The following is an 18,036-nucleotide window of genomic DNA, read 5'->3' as shown; positions in this document are numbered from 1 at the left end:
GTACTAGTAGACGCCTTCGCTTGAAACAAAATCGGCAACTTCGTCGAGAGTTTTTTTAACTCTCGCCACGACCTTGAGTGCTTGCTTTTCGGTAATGATGAGTGGGGGGCAAAAGATAAGCTGGTCGCCTATGACGCGAACGATCAGATTGTTCTGGAGTGCGGAAGCAAAGGCCTTTCCGCCCGCCTTGCCGAACTGCTCGAATCCCTTTCGAGAAGATTTGTCGGGCACCATCTCCACAGCTGCCATCAGGCCGACACCGCGGACATCCCCAACGAGGGGGTGATCCGAGAGCTTCTGAAGGTTCTCTATAAAGACCTTGCCGACACGCGCCGAGTTTCCAACCAAGTCCCGCTCCTCGATAATCTTGAGGTTCTCAAGAGCAACAGCGGTAGCAACAGGATGGCCGGTCGTCGTGTATCCGTGCCCCCAGGTTCCGATTTTTGCCGTGTTGTCGGCAAGAATGTTGTAGACTTCTTCGGTGAACAGAATAGCTGCCAGCGGCATGTACGACGACGTAAGCTGCTTTGACGTCACCATGATGTCTGGCTTGAATCCAAAGTAGGTGGATCCAAACATCGTACCAAGGCGGCCGAAACCATTCACGACCTCATCAGCTACCAAGAAAATATCATGCTTGCGGCACAAAGCTTCCACGCCCTGCCAATAGCCCGCCGGCGGAGCCAGCACGCCAGCAGCAGCCATAAGTGGTTCGCCGATGAACGCTGCAATCGTTTCGGGGCCTTCCGAGAGGACGGTATCTTCGATTTCTTTGAGAAGCCGCGCCGTGAAATCCGCTTCGGTTTCTCCTTCATAACCGGACGTGCGAAGATGGGGGGTAGTCAGGTGGATGACGGGAATAATCGGCAAATCGAAATCACGATGATTATTTGGCAGCCCCGTGAGACTGGCGGACGCCATTGTGATGCCGTGATAGCCCTTGGTGCGGGCAAGGAACTTCTTCTTCTCTGGCTTTCCGCGCGCGTTGTTGACGTACCAGACCATCTTCACGACGGTGTCGTTTGCTTCCGAGCCCGAATTGGTAAACGACACGCGGGTAATCTGCTCGGGCGACATCTCGACGAGCTTTTCGGCCAGCCGGATGTTGGGTTCATGGCTCATATGATTGAACGTGTGATAGAAGGGCAGCTTTTGCATCTGCTTCGCCGCGGCCTCGACAAGTCGCGGCTCACTAAACCCTACTGCAACAGACCAAAGACCTGCGAAGCTTTCTATATACTGCTTGCCGTTAGTGTCGTAAACGTAAATCCCTTCGCCGCGATCCATGATGAGAGGGCCCTTGGTCTCATGTAGGCGAGCGTTGGTGTAGGGATGCAGGCCGGTCGCGATATCAGCTGCGGCCAAGGAATTCGACAATTGGTTTCCAGTGCTCATTTTCCACTGCTCCGGCAATTTAGGTTCGGATGCTTCCGGCGAAGCAGCGCCTTCGAATTGAAAGCCTTCGCACCGTAGCCACGCGTTGTGATGAACGCAGGCAATCCGTACCATCTGTCAGCCGCCTCGAGTGGTCAAATGGGGATTCAAGATTTCAGCCATCTAGGATCGCGATTGACTCCCCTGGGCACTCCATCTGCATCTCGACCTAAATGATCGATGTGCAAACTGAATTTGACGCATGCCGCCGGGCGACTTGTAAGATGCACGCATGCGGCCATGACGGCTATGCTGCTTGGCGCCGAAAAATCCCTTGCGACCAGGCGGAACTTTAAAGGCTCCGTTGCCCCAATCGTTCAGTCTGCTGAAGAAAGAGCGCTGGGCGGCCAAAGAATGGTCCAGGATAGCATCGTGGACCGTTCCAACATTTCCAAAGTATCTACATGTACAACACGTTAGGTATGGAAGATCGCCAGCTCGGAATTTGCGATGACCCGGTTGTATCGGCCGCTCGGATGGGTCTGACAGTATTCCTGCCAAAACAAACTGAGCGGAGTGCACCTGAGGTGAGCTAGAAAAAATCGCGGACAGTTTCCCTGCGAGAGAGGAAACTGGGGCATAGCCGGGCGGCGAAGAGTTAGCGATAAGGACCAAAAGCTACCGATGTCACGCAGTCTACATACATATACGCGTTGAGACCTGCGGGCGCTGATGTCGCTGACCACTGCTTCCCTTGTGCGACCGATGCTCGACGCTTGGCATCACCTGTCGCCCGGCTGCTCCATAGGGCGCAGCGGTGATCATGCGCTTCGGCGCGACGCCTTGCTTCTTCAGAAGCCGCGTCAGCAAGCGCTTGGCCGCTTTGGTGTTGTGGCGGTTCTGGACGATCTCGTCGAGCACATAGGCATCCTGGTCGACGGCACGCCACAACCAGTGTTTCCTGCCGGCGATGGTGATGACGACCTCGTCCAGCTGCCAGACATCGTTTCGGCTGTGCTGCTTGCAGCGCAAGCGGCGAGCGTACTGCGGACCGAACTTGATGCCCCACCGGCGCATTGTCTCATACGAAACCACGATCCCGCGCTCCATCAGCATTTCCTCGACCAGACGCAGGTTCAAGGGGACCTGTAGTAGAGCCAGATCACATGGGCGATGATCTGCGGCGGGAAACGATGGCGCTTGTAGCTGACCTCGCGGTGTTCATGCCACGGGTCTATGCCGCAAATCCCTGAACGCGAGTTAAGCTGATAACGCCTCTCCAGCGCATGGAGGCGGGCGAAACCGTCAGAAAGTTAGCTACCGCAGCGCAGCAGCTTGTCGAAGCGCGCGAAATAACGCGGGCTCGCGCACAAACCGCGAGCACCCATTGTGTCGACGGAATGAAGCGCGCGACTGGTACTGGTGTTCCTCAAATTCAATTATGCCTATCGTTCCTTTCTCAGCCTGTCGTCGCCGAACCTACATTACCACAGCAGTCGCCGCGCATTTCACGAGTCACGTCATAGTGACGAACCGGCCTTCAGCCCTATGACTCCAATGTCGTTTTCGATGGCAATCACGGTCCCGAACGGCTGAGATAGCTTCTGCATCCGCTCCAGAATGGCTTTTGCCTGCTGACCGACAGCCAGCCGCGGGACGCCGCGATTGGCAAACCTCTTTGAGTAGCCAAGCTCAATCGGATAAAGCCGCAATTCAGCAAGGTGGTTCTGCTCAAATCGGCTTACGACGATGATGCTCTCGTAGAAAATGGGTTGCGCAAGCGCTCCCACAAAGCCGTCTGGCGTGGGGTACCCCTTCGTCTCTTCGTCAACAGTCACCTCGGCGTCGGTGTCGCGTACTGGATCTTTCCCGTAGGCGGCGAACATGTCAGCACCAACTGGCGTCCGCAGGTCATCGTAGAAAAAGTTTCCCAGGCTATAAAAGATCGGCCGGCCCTTGTAGATCTCGACGCCCCGCAACTGGTGCGGTCCGTGCACGACATATGCGTCGGCTCCTGCATCGATCAGGTCATGCGCGAAAGCTCTTTCATAATCAGGCGGATTCTGATCCCAGTTGCCAGGCTCATGGCCATGGTTCGTTGCGATGCAGAAGTCCGAGAATTGTTTGCCCCTGCGGAGATTTCGCAAAATACCGGCGACATCGCGCGGGTCGGGTTTGAAGCTGTAACCGGCTTTTTCGCCTGCTTGGTACCTCGTGCCGGCGAGCACAACCAATCCGGGATCCTGGTAGCCAGGCTCCGTATCAGGCAAATCATCACGTATCTCCCTCAGGCTCTCAAGCTGCTCGGGTGACACCAAAACGGTTTGACCCAGACGAAGGCTATTAAGTCCCGGCCTGCCTGGCGCCTCGCCGGCCGGGTCGCAAGCACGAGCCATAGGCTCGAAAGTTGTGGCGAACGACAGCAACGCCACGCGGCCGCGTGCGGTCTCCAAAAAGCGGGCCGCGCCGGCTTGCGCCAGATTTTCGCCCACACCAGCGCAAATGATGCCACTCTGATCCAGCACGCGGCACGTTTCGCGCATGCCTTCGACACCCCAGTCCAGAGTGTGGTTATTGGCATAACTGACGAGGTTGAAGCCCATCGCTTTCAGGTCAGGTCCAAGTTCCGGCAGGCTGACGTGATACGCGCCGCCGTACTCAGCCTCCGGACTTCCCTTGAACGACCGGATGTCAAAGATGTTGGTTTCCATATTGCCGAAGGTGGCATCGGCTTCGCGTAGAATCTTGACGATGTCGTCAAAGCCGGGATGGTTGCCTTTGGTCAGTGGCCGGGACAGGATGAGGTCGCCGACTGCTACCATCGTGAAGCCGTCCGCAACGTTCGTCGCAATCGATCCGACCGTATCATAGCCAGCACCCTGCTGGGTCGGATGACAATCGTTCTCGTGCGAATGTTCCATAGTCTGCCTTCTCTTCTTTTCGCTAGATTTGGGATGAGTTTGGGTTCCGTGTCAGCGGCGCACTTCCATATGCTCAATCGGGTGAACAAGTCTCTGACATAACCCCAGGACTGAGCGAAGGATTCGCCGTCGCAGACGGCTGGGTCGGCATGTCTGTGGCCGGAGCGCGCACGTGGCAGGCCACAACGCGCCCGTCTGCCATTGGCACCAAAGGTGGCACTTCGGTGCGGCAGCGCTCGGCAGCGAGCGGGCAGCGCGGGTGGAACGCGCAGCCCTTTGGCGGATTGATGGGGCTTGGCACCTCGCCCTCGACGGGCGCCTCCAACCGAACTCGCGTCGGATCCGGCACCGGAGCTGCCGCCATCAGCGCCTCGGTGTAGGGATGGACCGGTTTCGCGAAGAGCGCCTCGCTCGGGGCGAGCTCCACGATCCGCCCCAAATACATGACGGCAACGCGATGCGCGATATGCTCCACGACGCCGAGGTCATGCGAGATGAAGACGAAGGCGATGCCCATCTGCTGCTGGAGGTCCAGAAGCAGATTCAGAATCTGCGCCTGCACGGAGACGTCAAGGGCTGAAACCGCTTCGTCGGCGATGATGACAGAGGGGTTGAGCGACAGGGCGCGTGCAATGCCGAGCCGCTGGCGCTGACCGCCCGACAACTCCGACGGGAGCCTGCGCATCATCTCAGGCGACATTCCGACTTTTCGGAGAAGGTCCGCGGCGAGCGCGTTGCGCTGCTTCCGGCTGAGACGTTCAAAATTCTCGACAGGCTCAGTAATGATCTGTCCAGCCGTGAGGCGCGGGTTCAGCGACGAGTAGGGATCTTGAAAGACCATCTGCATCCGACGGCGCCATGCGTGGAGCGCGTCCTTCTTGAGGCCCGCAATATCGGTCCCGTCGATCATTACGCGCCCGCTAGTCGGCTGCACGAGTCGCATCAAGAGCCGCGCCACGGTGGACTTGCCGCAGCCGGATTCGCCGACAATGCAAAGCGTCTCACCCGCCTCGACGGAAAAGGACACATCCTCCACCGCCCGGATCACTGGAATGCTTTTCTTGAACATTCCCGTGCCGAGCGGATAGTGCTTGGTCAGATTCTCGACTTTCAGCAGAGGACCGTTCATGCGCCCATCACCTCTTCGGCGCGCCAGCAAGCTGCGGTGTGGCTCGACCCGACATCACGCAGGACGGGCGTCTTCTCGCGGCAAATATCGATCGCGAATGGGCACCGAGGCGCAAAGCTGCACCCAACAATGGGCTCGCGCAGGTTGGGCACGATCCCGGGAATCTCTGGAAGATGGCGCTGGCGGCCGCGCCGCGGATCCGGCACCGACCGCATGAGGCCGCGGGTGTAGGGGTGCGCGGGACGCGCAAAAAGATCTATCACGTTTGCTTGTTCTACGATCCGGCCAGCATACATAACAATCACGCTTTGGCATGTCTCGGCTACAACGCCCAGATCATGCGTGATGAACATGACGGCCGTTCCCGTACGCTCTTTCAGGTCGACGATGAGCCGCAAGATCTGGGCCTGGATAGTAACGTCAAGCGCAGTCGTTGGCTCGTCAGCGATCAACAGTTCTGGTGAGCAGGCAAGAGCCATGGCGATCATGGCGCGCTGGCGCATCCCGCCAGACATTTCGTGAGGATAGTTGCTGACGCGCCGCTCGGGGTCCGCGATGCGGACGAGACCGAGCATCTCCTCAGCCTTTGCCATCGCCACCGAGCGGGACGCTTTCGTGTGGATTTGCACCGCCTCGGCGATCTGGTGGCCAACCGTATAGACCGGGTTCAAGCTAGTCATCGGCTCCTGGAAGATCATGGCGATCTGGCCGCCGCGGATCTTTCGCATCTCCCGATCGGAGAGCTCAAGGAGATCGCGACCGCGAAAGCGGACCTCGCCACCGACAGTCCTGGCGGTCAACTTCGGCAGCAGGCGAAGGATGGAGAGAGCGGTGACGCTCTTCCCGCATCCCGACTCGCCGACGACACCGAGCGTTTCGCCTTTCTTGACCTGAAAGCTGATGCCGCCCAAGGAGCGGGTGACGCTTTCGTCGCCGTAGAAGTGCGTCTCAAGATCGCGAACGTTGAGAAGCACATCATCCTCTGCACATTGTCGCATCAGCATGTCAGCGTCTCCGCTTTGAGCGGGGATCGAACATATCGCGCAGTCCATCGCCAAGCAGGTTGACGGCAAGGACCGTGACGGCAAGGCATATGCCGGGGGCGAAGATCGTCAATGGGGCGATGGCGAGATACAGGCGCGAACTGGCAATCATGTTGCCCCAGCTCGGAATCTCGGGCGGCACGCCCACGCCAAGGAAGCTGAGCCCGGCCTCAGTCATGATCGCGCTGGCGCAGACAGTAGCACCTTGCACCATCAGCGCCGGAATGGTGCTCGGCAGGATATGCCGCCACAGCACCTTGGGCAGGCGCGCCCCGCCGCAGATCGCAGCCTCCACGTAGGGACGCTCGCGGACACCCAGAACCACCGAACGAACCAGCCGCGCGACGGCTGGCGTCTCCGGGATCGCAATCGCAACGATGAGGATGCCGATGCCGGGTCCTGTCAGAGAAATAAGCGCAACAGCCAGCAGCATCGTCGGGATCGACATCAGGCCGTCCATGACCCTCATAACGACGTTGTCGAAGCTGCGGCTGTAACCTGCGATGACACCAATCAGGAGCCCGACCACGGCCGCGCTCGATGCCGACAGCAGCCCTACCAGGAGCGAGATGCGGGCACCGAAAATTGTTCGCGCAAACACGTCCCGGCCCAGATTGTCTCTACCGAACCACATCTCGGCTGAAGGCCGCTGCAGGCGCTTGAATGGATCCATATTCACTGGATCACCGGCGTAAAGCGGGGCAGCGAGCGCCAGAATGATCAAGAGCGCCAAGAGGCCGCCGCCTAACAGAACCAGTGGGTGTCGTCTTGCCAGACGGGGAATATCGGATAGCTGCAGCCGACCCATCGGCACGGCTTTAACTGATGCGGAGGGGAGCGTCATATCAGTACCGGATCCGGGGATCGATCAGCGTGTAGGCGAGATCGACGGTGAGGTTGATAAGGACGTACAGACCCGAAGTCAGGATGAGCACGCTCTGGATTATCGGATAGTCGCGATTGTTGATCGCATCGACGACCAGACGACCGATACCGGGTATGTTAAACACCGTTTCCGTGAGGACAACCCCGCCGATCAGATAGGCGAAGCTTATGCCGATGACGGTTAGGATCGGGACTCCGGCGTTCTTCAAGGCATGGTGGAAAAGCATGGCATAGGACGAAGCGCCCTTGGCAGCGGCCGTTCGCATATAGTCTTCCGACAGGACCTCGAGCATGCTCGCCCGTGTAACCCGGGCGATGAATGCAATGTAGCCGAGCCCCAAAGCTACAGTTGGCAGGATCAGGTGCACAAACCAAGGCCCGAGGCCACCATCGATCGGCGCATATCCCTGCACCGGCAGCCAATGCATCCTGATAGCGAAGAAGTACATGAGAAAATAACCGATGACAAAGACCGGGACGGAATAACCAAACGCCGAAAAGGGCGTGAGCAGGCGGTCGACAAGCCCGCCCGTTCGCCAGGCGGCAAGCATGCCGAAAGAGACCCCGACCGTCACCGAAAGGATCATCGTCAGGATCGACAGGGAAAGGGTCGGCTCAAGCCGCTGCGAGATCAGCTCGAGAACCGGTAGTCCGGAAAAGATCGAGATGCCAAAATCACCGCGGAGGATGTCGCGTAGCCAGCGTATGAATTGAACCGGCATAGGATCGTTCAGGCCCAGCTTTTCCCGAATGCCGACGATCATCTCCGCCGTGGCCGACTTACCTGCGATCATGGCCGCCGGATCGCCTGGCGCCAGCCTGAGAAGCAGGAAAACAAAGATCCCGACCATCACCATGACGGCGACGGTCGAAACCATCCTACGAAGGATGTACGCCGCCATTAAGCGGAGTCTTTCTGCATGTTCCACATCGGGACGGTCTGCGGCATGCCGATGAGGCCGGTCAGGGTCTTCTGTCGTGCGATCGGCGAGATGTATTTCCCCAGTCTCACATCGCCGACAAAGTCCCACCAGATCGCTTGCATCTTGCGGGCCAGCGCCTTGCGCTCCTCGAGTGTTGCGATATTTGCCCACTTCGCCCGCAGCGCCTCATATTCGTTGTTCTTAGGCCAGCCGTACCAAGCCTGGTCGCCATTCGCAGTTAGGAGCGGGTCTGTGAGCGGATTTCCAAGGGAATAATCGGCTTCGGTTGAGATGAACATATTCCAGCCGCCGTTCTCAATGGGGCCTTTGTTTGCCCGACGCGTGCTCAGCTGACCCCAGTCCATCGACGCGAGCTCGGCGTTAACCCCGATCTTTTGCAGCGCCGCCGCCAATAGCTGCGAGGCATTGCTTGCCTCCGCCCAATCGGTAGGCTGCATGATCACAACTTTCTCGCCGGCGTACCCGGCCTCCTTGAAGAGTTGCTTGGCCTGTTCTGGGTCACCGCCCTTTTTGTACCATCCCGTGTTCTCATCGTTGGACACCGGCGTAGCGTCTCCAAATATTGACGTGAGGGTACTGGAATATTTAGGGTCGGGAGCCATGACACGCATGAACGCCTCCTGATCGATCAGGTGGAGGATCGCTTGGCGTGCCTTGACGCTATTGAATGGCGGCTGCAGGAAATTAATGCGCACAAGCGCGTCCCAGCCCGCCTTGTCCAGAACCTGAAGTTCAAGGTTGGGATCGCTCTCGACCAAGGAGTAAAGGTCTGCCGGCGGCGTCTCGAAGTAATCAATCTCACCCGCCTGCAAAGCCGCCATCGCCGTCTGCTGGTCGGCGATAACATCCCAGATGACGCGATCAACCTTGACAACCTTTCCGCCGGCCAATCCGTCAGACGATTCCTTGCGCGGTACGTATTTATCATTGCGGTCATAGGTGATGCTCGCGCCAGGCTTGGCTAGACCCTCATTGAACCTGAACGGTCCCGATCCGATCTTCGTGGTCACCTGCTCGGTTGCGGGACGACTGGCGTCCTTCTCGCGCATGACGTATAGGCACGGCGGCGTCAGGTCCGCCAGGATCTCAACGAGAAGTCCCAACGGCTCCTTCAGCGCGATCGTGAAGGTCTTGTCGTCCTTCTTCGAAATGTCATTGGCCAGCGCCTTGATCAGTTGCCCGCCAGGCGCCACCTCAGCCCAACGCCGGATCGAAGCGACACAGTCCGCCGCGGTGACGGGGGTGCCATCGTGCCAGCCCAAGCCGTCCCGCAGCTCGAACGTATAGGTCTTCTTGTCGTCGGAAACGCCCCACTTCCCCACCATTTGCGGCTGCGGCATGAACTTCGAGTCGAGCGAGAACAGCGTGTCGTAAATCGCAGCGCCGTGGTCGGCGGTGATGCTCGCCGCCGACCAGATTGGATCGAAAACACGCAAGTCAGACTTCACCATGTGCACCGTCCGCGATCCGGCTGATGCCGTTTGTGCCCGCAGGACAGAAGGGATCGATAAAGCCGTTCCGGCTGCCAGGCCCACTTTAAAAAGGTCGCGTCTAGAGATTGTCATATTCCTGTTTCCCCTTTTTCTCAGTCGCGCGGTTGATCCCACACAGTGAAATTGCCGTTGATGGTTACGCCTACGACCCGCAAGCGCGCCCATAGCGCCCTTGAAGTCACGCGATATTCGCAGGCTATTTCCCGCGGCGCTGTGACTGTCATGGCCGCAGGGTCCATTTTGCCCGGCAATTTCGACGTCCACGACCTGCCGGATCCTTCAAGTAGTTGGAGGGCGTCATCTCCGCCCTCGATCCTATCGTCGGCCCGTCTCACCATCGTGCTGGATCATTGGGACGATGCGGTTTGAGTATCCCGCTTCCAGACGATGGATGCCGAACGAAGCGAGTATCTCGGTCACGAACTTTGCTGTGTCATAACCCCGATAGTCGAGTTCGAGAGCTTCATGCAGATAGGAGCACCAAGCGGCTGCCTACCTGCAAATTGCGGAACGTTTCGACGCTATGGATCTGGTCCTCCTAGATTATAAGGCTCTTATACCCACTTGGCCCCTTTATTTAATCGAGCATCAATCGCCTCGAGGCTTCCGTCAAACACAGTTTGTGTATTGTCGTCATCTAGATACGAGATGGAGGCTAACCCTATATGACCCTCACGTGGACGACCTCCTCTCAGCGCATCGCCTTGTCAAAGTGAGGCTCTCGAAGCCCCATCAGAGAAGCCATTCTTGGCAGCGAAGGAACAAAGGATGGTACGCCATCCAGGGCCTGTCGATCTAGCGACCGGGTTGCCGTGCGCAGCGTAATGTCGGCCTTGTAGAAAAACTCCCGCGAGCGCAAGGCAAGACGCTCGGCGCGGCGGCCATCACGGCGCCCAAAATGACAGCCGGCAAAGAACTGAGGCTCCCTTATTAGCGTCCGCCGCTTTTATAAATCTATCTGCTCGGCAAGCTCGTAGCCGGCGCGTGCTTGAACGGAGAACGGCTTGGTATGGCAGACATCTGCTCGCCACCCACTCGGGCGCGCGCCCCTTTGGGAGCGCTTCACAGGCGGACTTGAGGCATTTTCATTTGTGCGGCATCCAAGACGCTGAGCGCCCGGCGAGGGGATCCATTTTTCCTCAACGACATTTGCGCCGCTCAGAAATCCGACGCACAGCCCAGACCACCCTCAGCTATTTGGTCCCTCTGGGCACCATCTGACGCTGAAGTGGAAGGTTCGCTCCACCTCGCCCGCGTGAGTCGATGAGGACGGCGAACTATGACGGCCTACGCTTCACGGAGATGTCGTCGAAAATCAAGACGGCGATCGCGCGCGAAATCCTCTTTGGCCTAATTAGCATTGGCATTATGGACCTGCTTCGGATTAACGAAAAGCGTGGCCTACCCGATGACCTTCCCAAGCGCGCAACGCACCAGGCTCAAATGGTCCTCGTGCAGGGCCGCCATTGTCGGCACGACGGCGACCTTCTCCGACTTCTAGGATGCAATGATGGCGGCCAATTCCGCAACGGAATCAGCGCAGCGGTATTGGTTGGATCCGGCATAACCACAGTGTTCGTCTCAACCAACGCGAAGGCTGAGCGGGCCGTTGATTTTAGCCAGCACGGCCAGACATGATCTCGACCCCAGAAACGCCTAGCGGCGCCGCAGTGCAGCGCGTCGGAGGAGCCACCGACCGGCGACAACCATAATTGCTACGGCGATCGCGCCTGCAATGTAGAGCATCTCGGTTGTACCATCGCCCGCATCCGGGGACACGCCGAAAATTCGCTCGATGAAATCCATATTTATCTCTCTCCTGGAATGAATGCTCGCTGAACGATATGTGTTTAGTCACGGGCACCTAGATCTCTCCCGGTCCCGAGCAGCTCGACGCCGACGCTCTTGAGCGTGGCATTGAGCCCTGTAACTTCGTTCCTTACGAGCTCGTTCAATTTTTTGATCTCGCCGCTGACCTTCGACATGATCTCATCGGAGACCTGCCGGGCTTGTAGCGTCGGCGCCGCGTCGGCGATGGCCACCACATTGATGAGGTCGATCAGCTTGTCGCTCAAGCCCGGTGGGTTGCGGTCGTCGCGGTCGCGCGGCGTCTCCCGCTTGATGTCGATCAGCAGTCCCTCGATCGCCTCGAGCCGCCCGACCAAGGCTTGCGCACGCCCACCAAGCGATCTGTCACAGTCGCTGAGCCGCTTCTGCGCATCCGTGAGTTGACGCTTCAGGAGCCGAATGCGAATAACCGCCTGATTGAGCATTGAAAGCTTGCCGAATAGTCTTTGTAAGAGCTCGAACTGCTCGGCGAATTGCTTTTCGGTGGTGGTTATGCGCGGATCTTTGAGTATTGTGAAGCCGGCTGTCTGGCTTTTTCCACCGGCCTGCAGCTCAACCTTGTAGCTGCCAGGAACCACCATCGGGCCGCTCGGGTCGCCGCCTTCCTGCGCGAGAGGCTTGTACTTCTGGATCACCAGAGACTGATCGAGCTTGGTCGGTCCCGGATGCCTGAGATCCCAGACGAAGCGATGGAGCCCAGCCTTCGTGCCTGGCCTCTTATGGAAGGGTGCGTCCTTGTCGTCACTCGAGAAGGCGATGATGGTCTTGTCTGCGGCGTCGCGGTAGGTGAGCTTGACCGGGCCTTCCGCATCAATAGGCAGCCAGTAGTAGAGGATGGCCCCGTCCGGCGGATTCTCGCCGCAATCGAGATAGCGGCGGTCGACCCGTCCGTCTTGCAACTCCACGATCTCTGTGGCCCCGCCGATGCACCAACCAAGGCCGTAGCTCATGCCGGCGTTGGAGAAATTCCCGGCGATCCAGCTAAGCTTGGTCCGGACGGTGGGGCGCGGGCTCACCAGTTTGACTTCTGCCTGATCCGCAGCCAGTTCGCGCAACGGCGTGACGTCATCCAGGATCCAGAAGGACCGGCCATGGGTGCCGGCGACGAGGTCGCTTCCCTTGATCTTGAGATCGTAGACCGGAACCACGGGCAAGCCGCCTCCCATCCGTGACCAGTGTGCTCCGTCATCGAGACTGACGAAGACCCCAGTCTCGGTGCCGGCGAAGAGCAGGCCTGGCCGCACCGGATCGGCGCGCAGCACACGGGTGATCTCGCCCTGCGGGAAGTCACCGACGATCGACTCCCAGCTCTTCCCGCCGTCTTTCGTGCGGAAGAGATAGGGCTGATAATCGGCGAGCTTGTAGCGCGTGGCTGCTACATAAACGGTGTCGGCCTCATGCGGCGAGATTTCGACGCAGCCCACATAGGCGAGTTCGGGCATGGGCGTCGGCGTAACGTTGCTCCACAAGGTCCCGTCGTTCCGCGTCACGTGGACGAGGCCGTCGTCCGTAGACGACCAGATTTCACCGTTGCGATGTGGGGATTCGACGAGCGAGGCGCAGGTCGCGTGCACTTCAGCGCCCGAATTATCGTGGGTCAGGATGCCTCCGGAATGGCCCTGTCGAACTGGATCGTTAAGGCTTAAATCGGGCGAGATCAAGGTCCAACTCGATCCCTCGTCGCGGCTGCGGAAGACGTGATTACCCCCAATATAGAGTGTCTTCTTGTCATGCGGGGAGAAGGTGATTGGGAAGGTCCAGCCAAAGCGGTAGCGCATATTCTTCGACGCCATACCGCTCGTCTTTTCCGGCCAGACACTGACAAGGCGAATTTGTCGGGTGCGGTGGTCATAGCGTTGAAGAGCACCACAGTCTCCCGGGCTTGAGCCGATCGCGCCGCAATAGACGATGTTGGGATCCTTGGGATCCACGGCAATGAAGCCGCTCTCGCCGGTGCCTGGATAGATGCAGTCGCCCAGAGTGATGACGCCCAATTCCGAAGCGCACGGGACCGCGATCGCGGTGTTGTCCTGCTGAGTGGCGTAAACCCGATAGGGATACTGGCTGTCGACGTCGATGCGATAGAACTGTGCGGTGTTCTGATTGTAGATCGACGACCAGGTCTTGCCGCCATTGAAGGTGACGCAGGCGCCGCCATCGTTGCCTTCGATCATCCGGCTGGAATTGACTGGGTCAATCCAGAGATCGTGGTTGTCGCCATGAGGTGTGGTCACCTCGGTGAAGCTCGTCCCGGCATCAGTCGATTTCCACATCTGCAAATTGGTCACATAGACCGTATCGGCGTGCTGAGGGTCGGCGAAGACATGGGTGTAGTACCAAGGGCGGTGGATCAGATCGCGGTTCTGCGACACCTGGATCCATCGGTCGCCGTAATCATCGGTGCGATAGAGGCCGATCTTATCCCCCTCGGCCTCGATGAGGGCGTAGACGCGCCCGCGCTGCGCCTCCGAGACTGAGACGCCAAGCTTTCCGAGCACCCCGTCCGGCAAGCCGTTCCGTCCGGATAACTCCTCCCAGGTGTCGCCCCCGTCAAGCGAGCGAAACATTCCGCTTCCCGGCCCGCCGCTGTTCATGTTCCAGAAGTTACGCCGCGTCTGCCAGATCGTGGCGAAGAGGATGCGCGGGTTGTTGGGATCCATCGATATGTCGACGGCACCAGAGTCGGAATTGCGGTATAGGACCTTCTGCCAGGTCTTGCCGCCGTCCTTGGATCGGAACACGCCCCGTTCTTCATTGGGCCCGAACGCGTCGCCTAGCGCCGCAACATAGAGGATGTCGGGGTCGTTGGGATGAATGCAGATCTTGCCGATATGGCGGGTCTCTTTCAGCCCCAGATTAGTCCAACTGCGACCGGCATCGGTCGATCTGTAGACGCCATCGCCGTAAGAGACGTCGACGCGAATTGTTGCCTCGCCCGTACCGACATAGACAACGTTGGAGTCCGATCGAGCGACCGCAAGCGCGCCGACGCTGGCACTGCCGAAGTAACCGTCGGACACGCAGCGCCAATAGACACCGCCGTCGATCGTCTTCCATACCCCGCCCGCGCAGGCGCCGAAATAGAACACCATCGGCTCGTTGGGGTCCCCGGCGACGGCCACAACGCGGCCGCCTCTTGCGGGTCCGATGCAGCGCCACTTGAGGCCCTTGAGGCTGTTAGGGTCAGTCACACTGACTCGCATCGACATCGCGCTACCTAATCCATTGTGACGTTACGGCGCCTGAAGCCAAGAACGGCGCCGCGAGGACCACTCGGAACACGGCTGTCAATTCACCTTGGACCAACCCATATCGATCGGCGGCGGCTTGCGTCAAATATAGCTCGCATATGGTCGTCATCTAAGAGAGAGATGGACACCAGGCCACCCTCGCGAACTTTTTGGCGGCCGCGTTTCTTGCGGCATAGTGGTCAAATCCATTGCTCGTCGGTTGGCACCGTTCGTTGAATGCGCATTGCGCATTTCGGCTTCAGATACCGCTGCCGGCCACTTCGGGACCCCCGAGTTCTGCGTGCGCCCAACGGTCTTTCCAAGCCGCTCTGCTACTCCGGACGCCATTTCTTGCGCCTTCGCTCGATGAGGTTGAAGCGAGGCATCTAGCAGCGAGATGTCGATGATGCGGAAACTGAATTTACGGTCGTCTCCCTGCAACCGATTCTCAGGAACATGAAAGTATGAAATGGACGCAACTGAGAGAGTCGCGATGAAGAGCGTTGAAGATTTTAGGTTGCTGCAGAGCGAAGTTACCGAGTGAGGCCGGTACCTCCATCAATATCCTGACCTTGACTACCGCCTGGAAAATACCGCAACTCTGACGATCGGCTTGCGAGCGGACATGGATGCCCTGCCCATTCTCGAGGCGTCGAGCAACCCGTGGACATCCCCGACGCCCGGCAAGATGCATGCATCTGGCCACGACGGACACACGGCCATGCTGCGGGGCGCCGCGAAATACCTCGCAGAGCGTCGCAGTTTCAAGGGCCGTCGCCCTGATCTTCAACCGGCGGAGGAGGGAGCTCTCGGCGGCCAGAAAATGGTTAGGAAGGCATCATGGAGCGGTTCGGGATCTGGCAAGTATTCGGCATGCAGAACGAGCCGGGCATGGAGATCGGTCGGTTCGGCATCTGCAAAGGCCTGTTTATGGGCGCTCAATGAGTTCGATATCCTCGTAAAAGGCCGGGGCGGACATGCTGCCAGCCCTCACCTCAATATCGATCCCATCGTCATCGCTTCGCAGATCGTCATGGGGCTGCAGACCTTGGTATCTCGCAGCACGGATCCGTTGGAATCGCTCGGAGTCTCCGTGACGCGGTTGATCGCGGATGGTGCCTACAACATCATAACTGAGCGTGCGGAAATCGCTGGCACTGTAAGAACCCTTGTCCCCGCCCTGCGTGATCTCGCCGAGCAGCAGATCCCAGCCTGTGCCCAGGGCATTGCGCGCGGATATCGCGCGGATATCGAGTTCAGGCATCGTCGTCACGACCCCGTGACCATCAACGCGGCTGAAGAGACGGACCTGGCGATCCTGGCTGCAATCGGCTTAGTAGGCGTGGATCTCCAGTCGATCAGTGCTTGTCGAACCGCCGGCTCTGGGGATCGTTCATCGCGCTAGGCAGAACCCAAAATACCCCACGGGATCGCATCCAGATCTGCAAAACCTATTCGCTCAACGGCATCGACAGATGGGCCTCATGAATCAGGATTGTACAACACAGTCCGACCCCATAGCGCGATCGGCAACAAGCCGCTGCTCCCTGAAAACCGGACCGTTCTAAGTGGAGTTTTCCGCGGTAACGTCCCTTGGCTGGGAGGAGGGAAGACGATGAAGCCTCGAAGTTTTCGGACGCGCAGAAGGCGTTTATTTTGAAGCAGGGAGCGGACGGGATTCCTGTCGCTGAGATCTGTCGGCGGGCGGGAATTGGCCAGGCGACCTACTTCAACTGGAAAAAGAAATACGATGGACTGCTGCCGACAAGATGAAGCGGCTGAAGCAGCTTGAGGACGAGAACCGCAAGCTCAGGAAGCTGGTGGCCGATCTGTCATTGGACAAGGAGATGCTGCAGGACGTCATTCGCCGAAAACTGTGAGGCCTGGTCGCAAACGCGAGCTGGTGGCGCAGACGTGTGATGAGTGGAACGTGTCCATCCGGCGGGCATGCCGGTTCTGGAGTTCGACACGTCGACCTATCACTACAAGTCCCGCCGCCGCGATCAGGCCGGCATCGAAGCTCGGATCAAGGACTCTGGGCCACACGGGTCCGCTACGGATACCGGCGCGTGCATGTAATGCTCACGCGCGAGGGCCGAGACATCAACATGAAGCGAACCTATCGAATTTACAGAGACTTGGGTCTCCAACTGAGGAACAAGACGCCCAAGCGGCGCTTAAAGGCGAAGCTGCGGGAAGATCCAGACTTCGTCCACGATCAGCTCGCGACCGGCAAGAAGATCCGTGTGCTGACGGTCGTCGACACGTTCTCACGTTTACGAGCCGGTGCTCGATCCGCGCTTCAGCTATCGCGCCGAGGACGTGCCGGCGCATTTTCATGGAGATGGTGGAGGAACCGCTCCGTTGCGCATCGAGAGATGTCGGGTCTCCGCTCAGCAGCCATGCACAGTTCCGACGCGATGGCGGCCGCCATCGCGAATTGGTGGAGCGGTCGGTGGCCGCTCCTTGCGGGCGGTGGTCCACCTGTGGACGGTCGCCCTGCTACCTGCAAAGCCGCGGTGCTTGATTTCGGTCCACAGCTGCAGCCCGTTGTGCTGGCCTTCCTCCCAGCGCTTTTCGAGGTACTCTCGAAAAGGATCCATGAGGACGGAGCGCGCCGGCGGCCGCCGGTGCTCAGGCTCACCGCCCGCTGCAAGCCAACGTTCGACAGTTCTGACGTTCATGCCAATCCGGGGCGCAATCTGGCGCGGCGACAAGCCGGAGCCCCGCAGGTCAAGGATCTCGGCATAGAGCTCACGGCGCTGGTTGCGCCGCGACCGACGCAAGCAATCAAGTTTCGGGGAAGTTTCTACCTGTGGTTCCGGCTCGGCTTCGGCGTTCCCGCCATCTCGGACGCCATGGCCTTTCCGGCGGAGCTGACCGCCTTGCCATAGCGACCGACGGCCAGTCGCAACGCTTCGCCCAGGTTCTGAGGAGATGCCACCGGTCTGCGACCTTCGTTGCATTCGGGCGCACCGCAAGGGGCGCCCTCAGCATAAACGCCGGCACGATCGCTAGCGATGATCTCGATGCCAGGATAGCGTTTGGAGCTTCGAGTTCAGCGCGTCTATCGCGTTTGTCGTGTAGATGATCCAGCGCACATCGTCGGGGAATGCGAAGAACTGAATAACCTCCCCCCAAGCACGCCGCCAGCTCTCCGGTCAGCGCC

Annotated in this window: 12 protein-coding genes and 3 pseudogenes; 4 read left to right on the top strand and 11 right to left on the bottom strand. The window is 59.0% G+C overall.

All coding sequences use genetic code 11. The features are described from left to right. Positions 1 to 3 precede the first annotated feature (3 nt). Positions 4 to 1,395 carry an aspartate aminotransferase family protein gene (locus tag NKJ64_RS22190; protein WP_352463369.1) on the bottom strand — a complete coding sequence of 464 codons (1,392 nt, stop codon included), beginning with the start codon at positions 1,393 to 1,395 and terminating at the stop codon, positions 4 to 6. Positions 1,396 to 1,614: 219 nt separating this feature from the next. On the opposite strand from NKJ64_RS22190, the gene NKJ64_RS22185 reads away from it, so the two are divergent. Beyond that, on the top strand, positions 1,615 to 1,854 hold the full coding sequence (locus NKJ64_RS22185) for a M20/M25/M40 family metallo-hydrolase (protein WP_352463322.1): 240 nt from the start codon (positions 1,615 to 1,617) through the stop codon (positions 1,852 to 1,854). A 270-nt stretch (positions 1,855 to 2,124) separates the two neighbouring features. Here NKJ64_RS22185 and NKJ64_RS22180 read toward each other — a convergent pair. From NKJ64_RS22180 to NKJ64_RS22150, 7 genes and pseudogenes are all read right to left on the bottom strand, one after another. Beyond that, a pseudogene (locus NKJ64_RS22180) lies at positions 2,125 to 2,657 on the bottom strand (IS6 family transposase); the annotation flags it as partial. Between the two features lie 237 nt (positions 2,658 to 2,894). Further along, positions 2,895 to 4,295 (bottom strand): CapA family protein, encoded by a 1,401-nt coding sequence (locus NKJ64_RS22175; protein WP_352463321.1) that lies wholly within the window; start codon positions 4,293 to 4,295, stop codon positions 2,895 to 2,897. 73 nt (positions 4,296 to 4,368) lie between these two features. Continuing rightward, positions 4,369 to 5,424 (bottom strand): ABC transporter ATP-binding protein, encoded by a 1,056-nt coding sequence (locus tag NKJ64_RS22170; protein ID WP_352463320.1) that lies wholly within the window; start codon positions 5,422 to 5,424, stop codon positions 4,369 to 4,371. Continuing rightward, positions 5,421 to 6,428 (bottom strand): ABC transporter ATP-binding protein, encoded by a 1,008-nt coding sequence (locus tag NKJ64_RS22165; RefSeq protein ID WP_352463319.1) that lies wholly within the window; start codon positions 6,426 to 6,428, stop codon positions 5,421 to 5,423. The genes NKJ64_RS22170 and NKJ64_RS22165 overlap by 4 nt, the downstream gene beginning before the upstream one ends. Position 6,429: 1 nt before the next feature. Next, positions 6,430 to 7,311, bottom strand: coding sequence for an ABC transporter permease (locus NKJ64_RS22160; RefSeq protein ID WP_352463318.1), 882 nt, complete (start codon positions 7,309 to 7,311; stop codon positions 6,430 to 6,432). A gap of 1 nt (position 7,312) precedes the next feature. Further along, positions 7,313 to 8,254, bottom strand: a complete 942-nt coding sequence (locus tag NKJ64_RS22155) for an ABC transporter permease (protein WP_352463317.1) — start codon at positions 8,252 to 8,254, stop codon at positions 7,313 to 7,315. Then, entirely contained in the window at positions 8,254 to 9,861 is a 1,608-nt protein-coding gene (locus NKJ64_RS22150; protein ID WP_352463316.1) for an ABC transporter substrate-binding protein, read from the bottom strand. Before NKJ64_RS22150 ends, NKJ64_RS22155 begins: the two co-directional genes overlap by 1 nt. Before the next feature lie 1,191 nt (positions 9,862 to 11,052). On the opposite strand from NKJ64_RS22150, the gene NKJ64_RS30535 reads away from it, so the two are divergent. Continuing rightward, a complete protein-coding gene (locus NKJ64_RS30535; protein WP_502902883.1) occupies positions 11,053 to 11,427 on the top strand; it encodes a hypothetical protein in 375 nt (124 codons plus the stop codon). Between the two features lie 18 nt (positions 11,428 to 11,445). Here NKJ64_RS30535 and NKJ64_RS22135 read toward each other — a convergent pair whose 3' ends face one another. Together NKJ64_RS22135 and NKJ64_RS22130 are read right to left on the bottom strand one after the other, a co-directional pair. Beyond that, positions 11,446 to 11,595 carry a hypothetical protein gene (locus NKJ64_RS22135; RefSeq protein ID WP_352463315.1) on the bottom strand — a complete coding sequence of 50 codons (150 nt, stop codon included), beginning with the start codon at positions 11,593 to 11,595 and terminating at the stop codon, positions 11,446 to 11,448. A gap of 44 nt (positions 11,596 to 11,639) precedes the next feature. Next, complete coding sequence (locus NKJ64_RS22130; protein WP_352463314.1) at positions 11,640 to 14,759, bottom strand: WD40/YVTN/BNR-like repeat-containing protein; 3,120 nt, start codon at positions 14,757 to 14,759, stop codon at positions 11,640 to 11,642. Between the two features lie 733 nt (positions 14,760 to 15,492). Between NKJ64_RS22130 and NKJ64_RS22125 the strand changes: the two genes are divergently transcribed. Continuing rightward, positions 15,493 to 16,272: a M20/M25/M40 family metallo-hydrolase gene (locus NKJ64_RS22125; RefSeq protein ID WP_352463313.1), complete on the top strand. Its 780-nt coding sequence runs from the start codon at positions 15,493 to 15,495 to the stop codon at positions 16,270 to 16,272. A 188-nt stretch (positions 16,273 to 16,460) separates the two neighbouring features. Next, a pseudogene (locus NKJ64_RS22120) lies at positions 16,461 to 17,192 on the top strand (transposase); the annotation flags it as partial. Positions 17,193 to 17,887: 695 nt separating this feature from the next. On the opposite strand, the pseudogene NKJ64_RS22115 reads toward NKJ64_RS22120, so the two are convergent. Beyond that, a pseudogene (locus tag NKJ64_RS22115) lies at positions 17,888 to 18,025 on the bottom strand (transposase); the annotation flags it as partial. Between the last annotated feature and the right edge of the window lie 11 nt (positions 18,026 to 18,036).

Source organism: Mesorhizobium sp. M0062 (assembly GCF_040323125.1).
Taxonomy (GTDB): domain Bacteria; phylum Pseudomonadota; class Alphaproteobacteria; order Rhizobiales; family Rhizobiaceae; genus Mesorhizobium.
This window is presented reverse-complemented; position numbering and strand designations above follow the sequence as displayed.

Bases quoted from the DNA above. Each gene is read 5' to 3' on its own strand.
- NKJ64_RS22165 (WP_352463319.1), bottom strand. From the start codon at position 6,428: ATGCTGATGCGACAATGTGCAGAGGATGATGTGCTTCTCAACGTTCGC.
- NKJ64_RS22185 (WP_352463322.1), top strand. From the start codon at position 1,615: ATGTGCAAACTGAATTTGACGCATGCCGCCGGGCGACTTGTAAGATGC.
- NKJ64_RS22125 (WP_352463313.1), top strand. From the start codon at position 15,493: ATGGATGCCCTGCCCATTCTCGAGGCGTCGAGCAACCCGTGGACATCC.
- NKJ64_RS30535 (WP_502902883.1), top strand. From the start codon at position 11,053: ATGAGGACGGCGAACTATGACGGCCTACGCTTCACGGAGATGTCGTCG.
- NKJ64_RS22170 (WP_352463320.1), bottom strand. From the start codon at position 5,424: ATGAACGGTCCTCTGCTGAAAGTCGAGAATCTGACCAAGCACTATCCG.
- NKJ64_RS22155 (WP_352463317.1), bottom strand. From the start codon at position 8,254: ATGGCGGCGTACATCCTTCGTAGGATGGTTTCGACCGTCGCCGTCATG.
- NKJ64_RS22160 (WP_352463318.1), bottom strand. From the start codon at position 7,311: ATGACGCTCCCCTCCGCATCAGTTAAAGCCGTGCCGATGGGTCGGCTG.
- NKJ64_RS22135 (WP_352463315.1), bottom strand. From the start codon at position 11,595: ATGGATTTCATCGAGCGAATTTTCGGCGTGTCCCCGGATGCGGGCGAT.
- NKJ64_RS22175 (WP_352463321.1), bottom strand. From the start codon at position 4,295: ATGGAACATTCGCACGAGAACGATTGTCATCCGACCCAGCAGGGTGCT.
- NKJ64_RS22190 (WP_352463369.1), bottom strand. From the start codon at position 1,395: ATGAGCACTGGAAACCAATTGTCGAATTCCTTGGCCGCAGCTGATATC.
- NKJ64_RS22150 (WP_352463316.1), bottom strand. From the start codon at position 9,861: ATGACAATCTCTAGACGCGACCTTTTTAAAGTGGGCCTGGCAGCCGGA.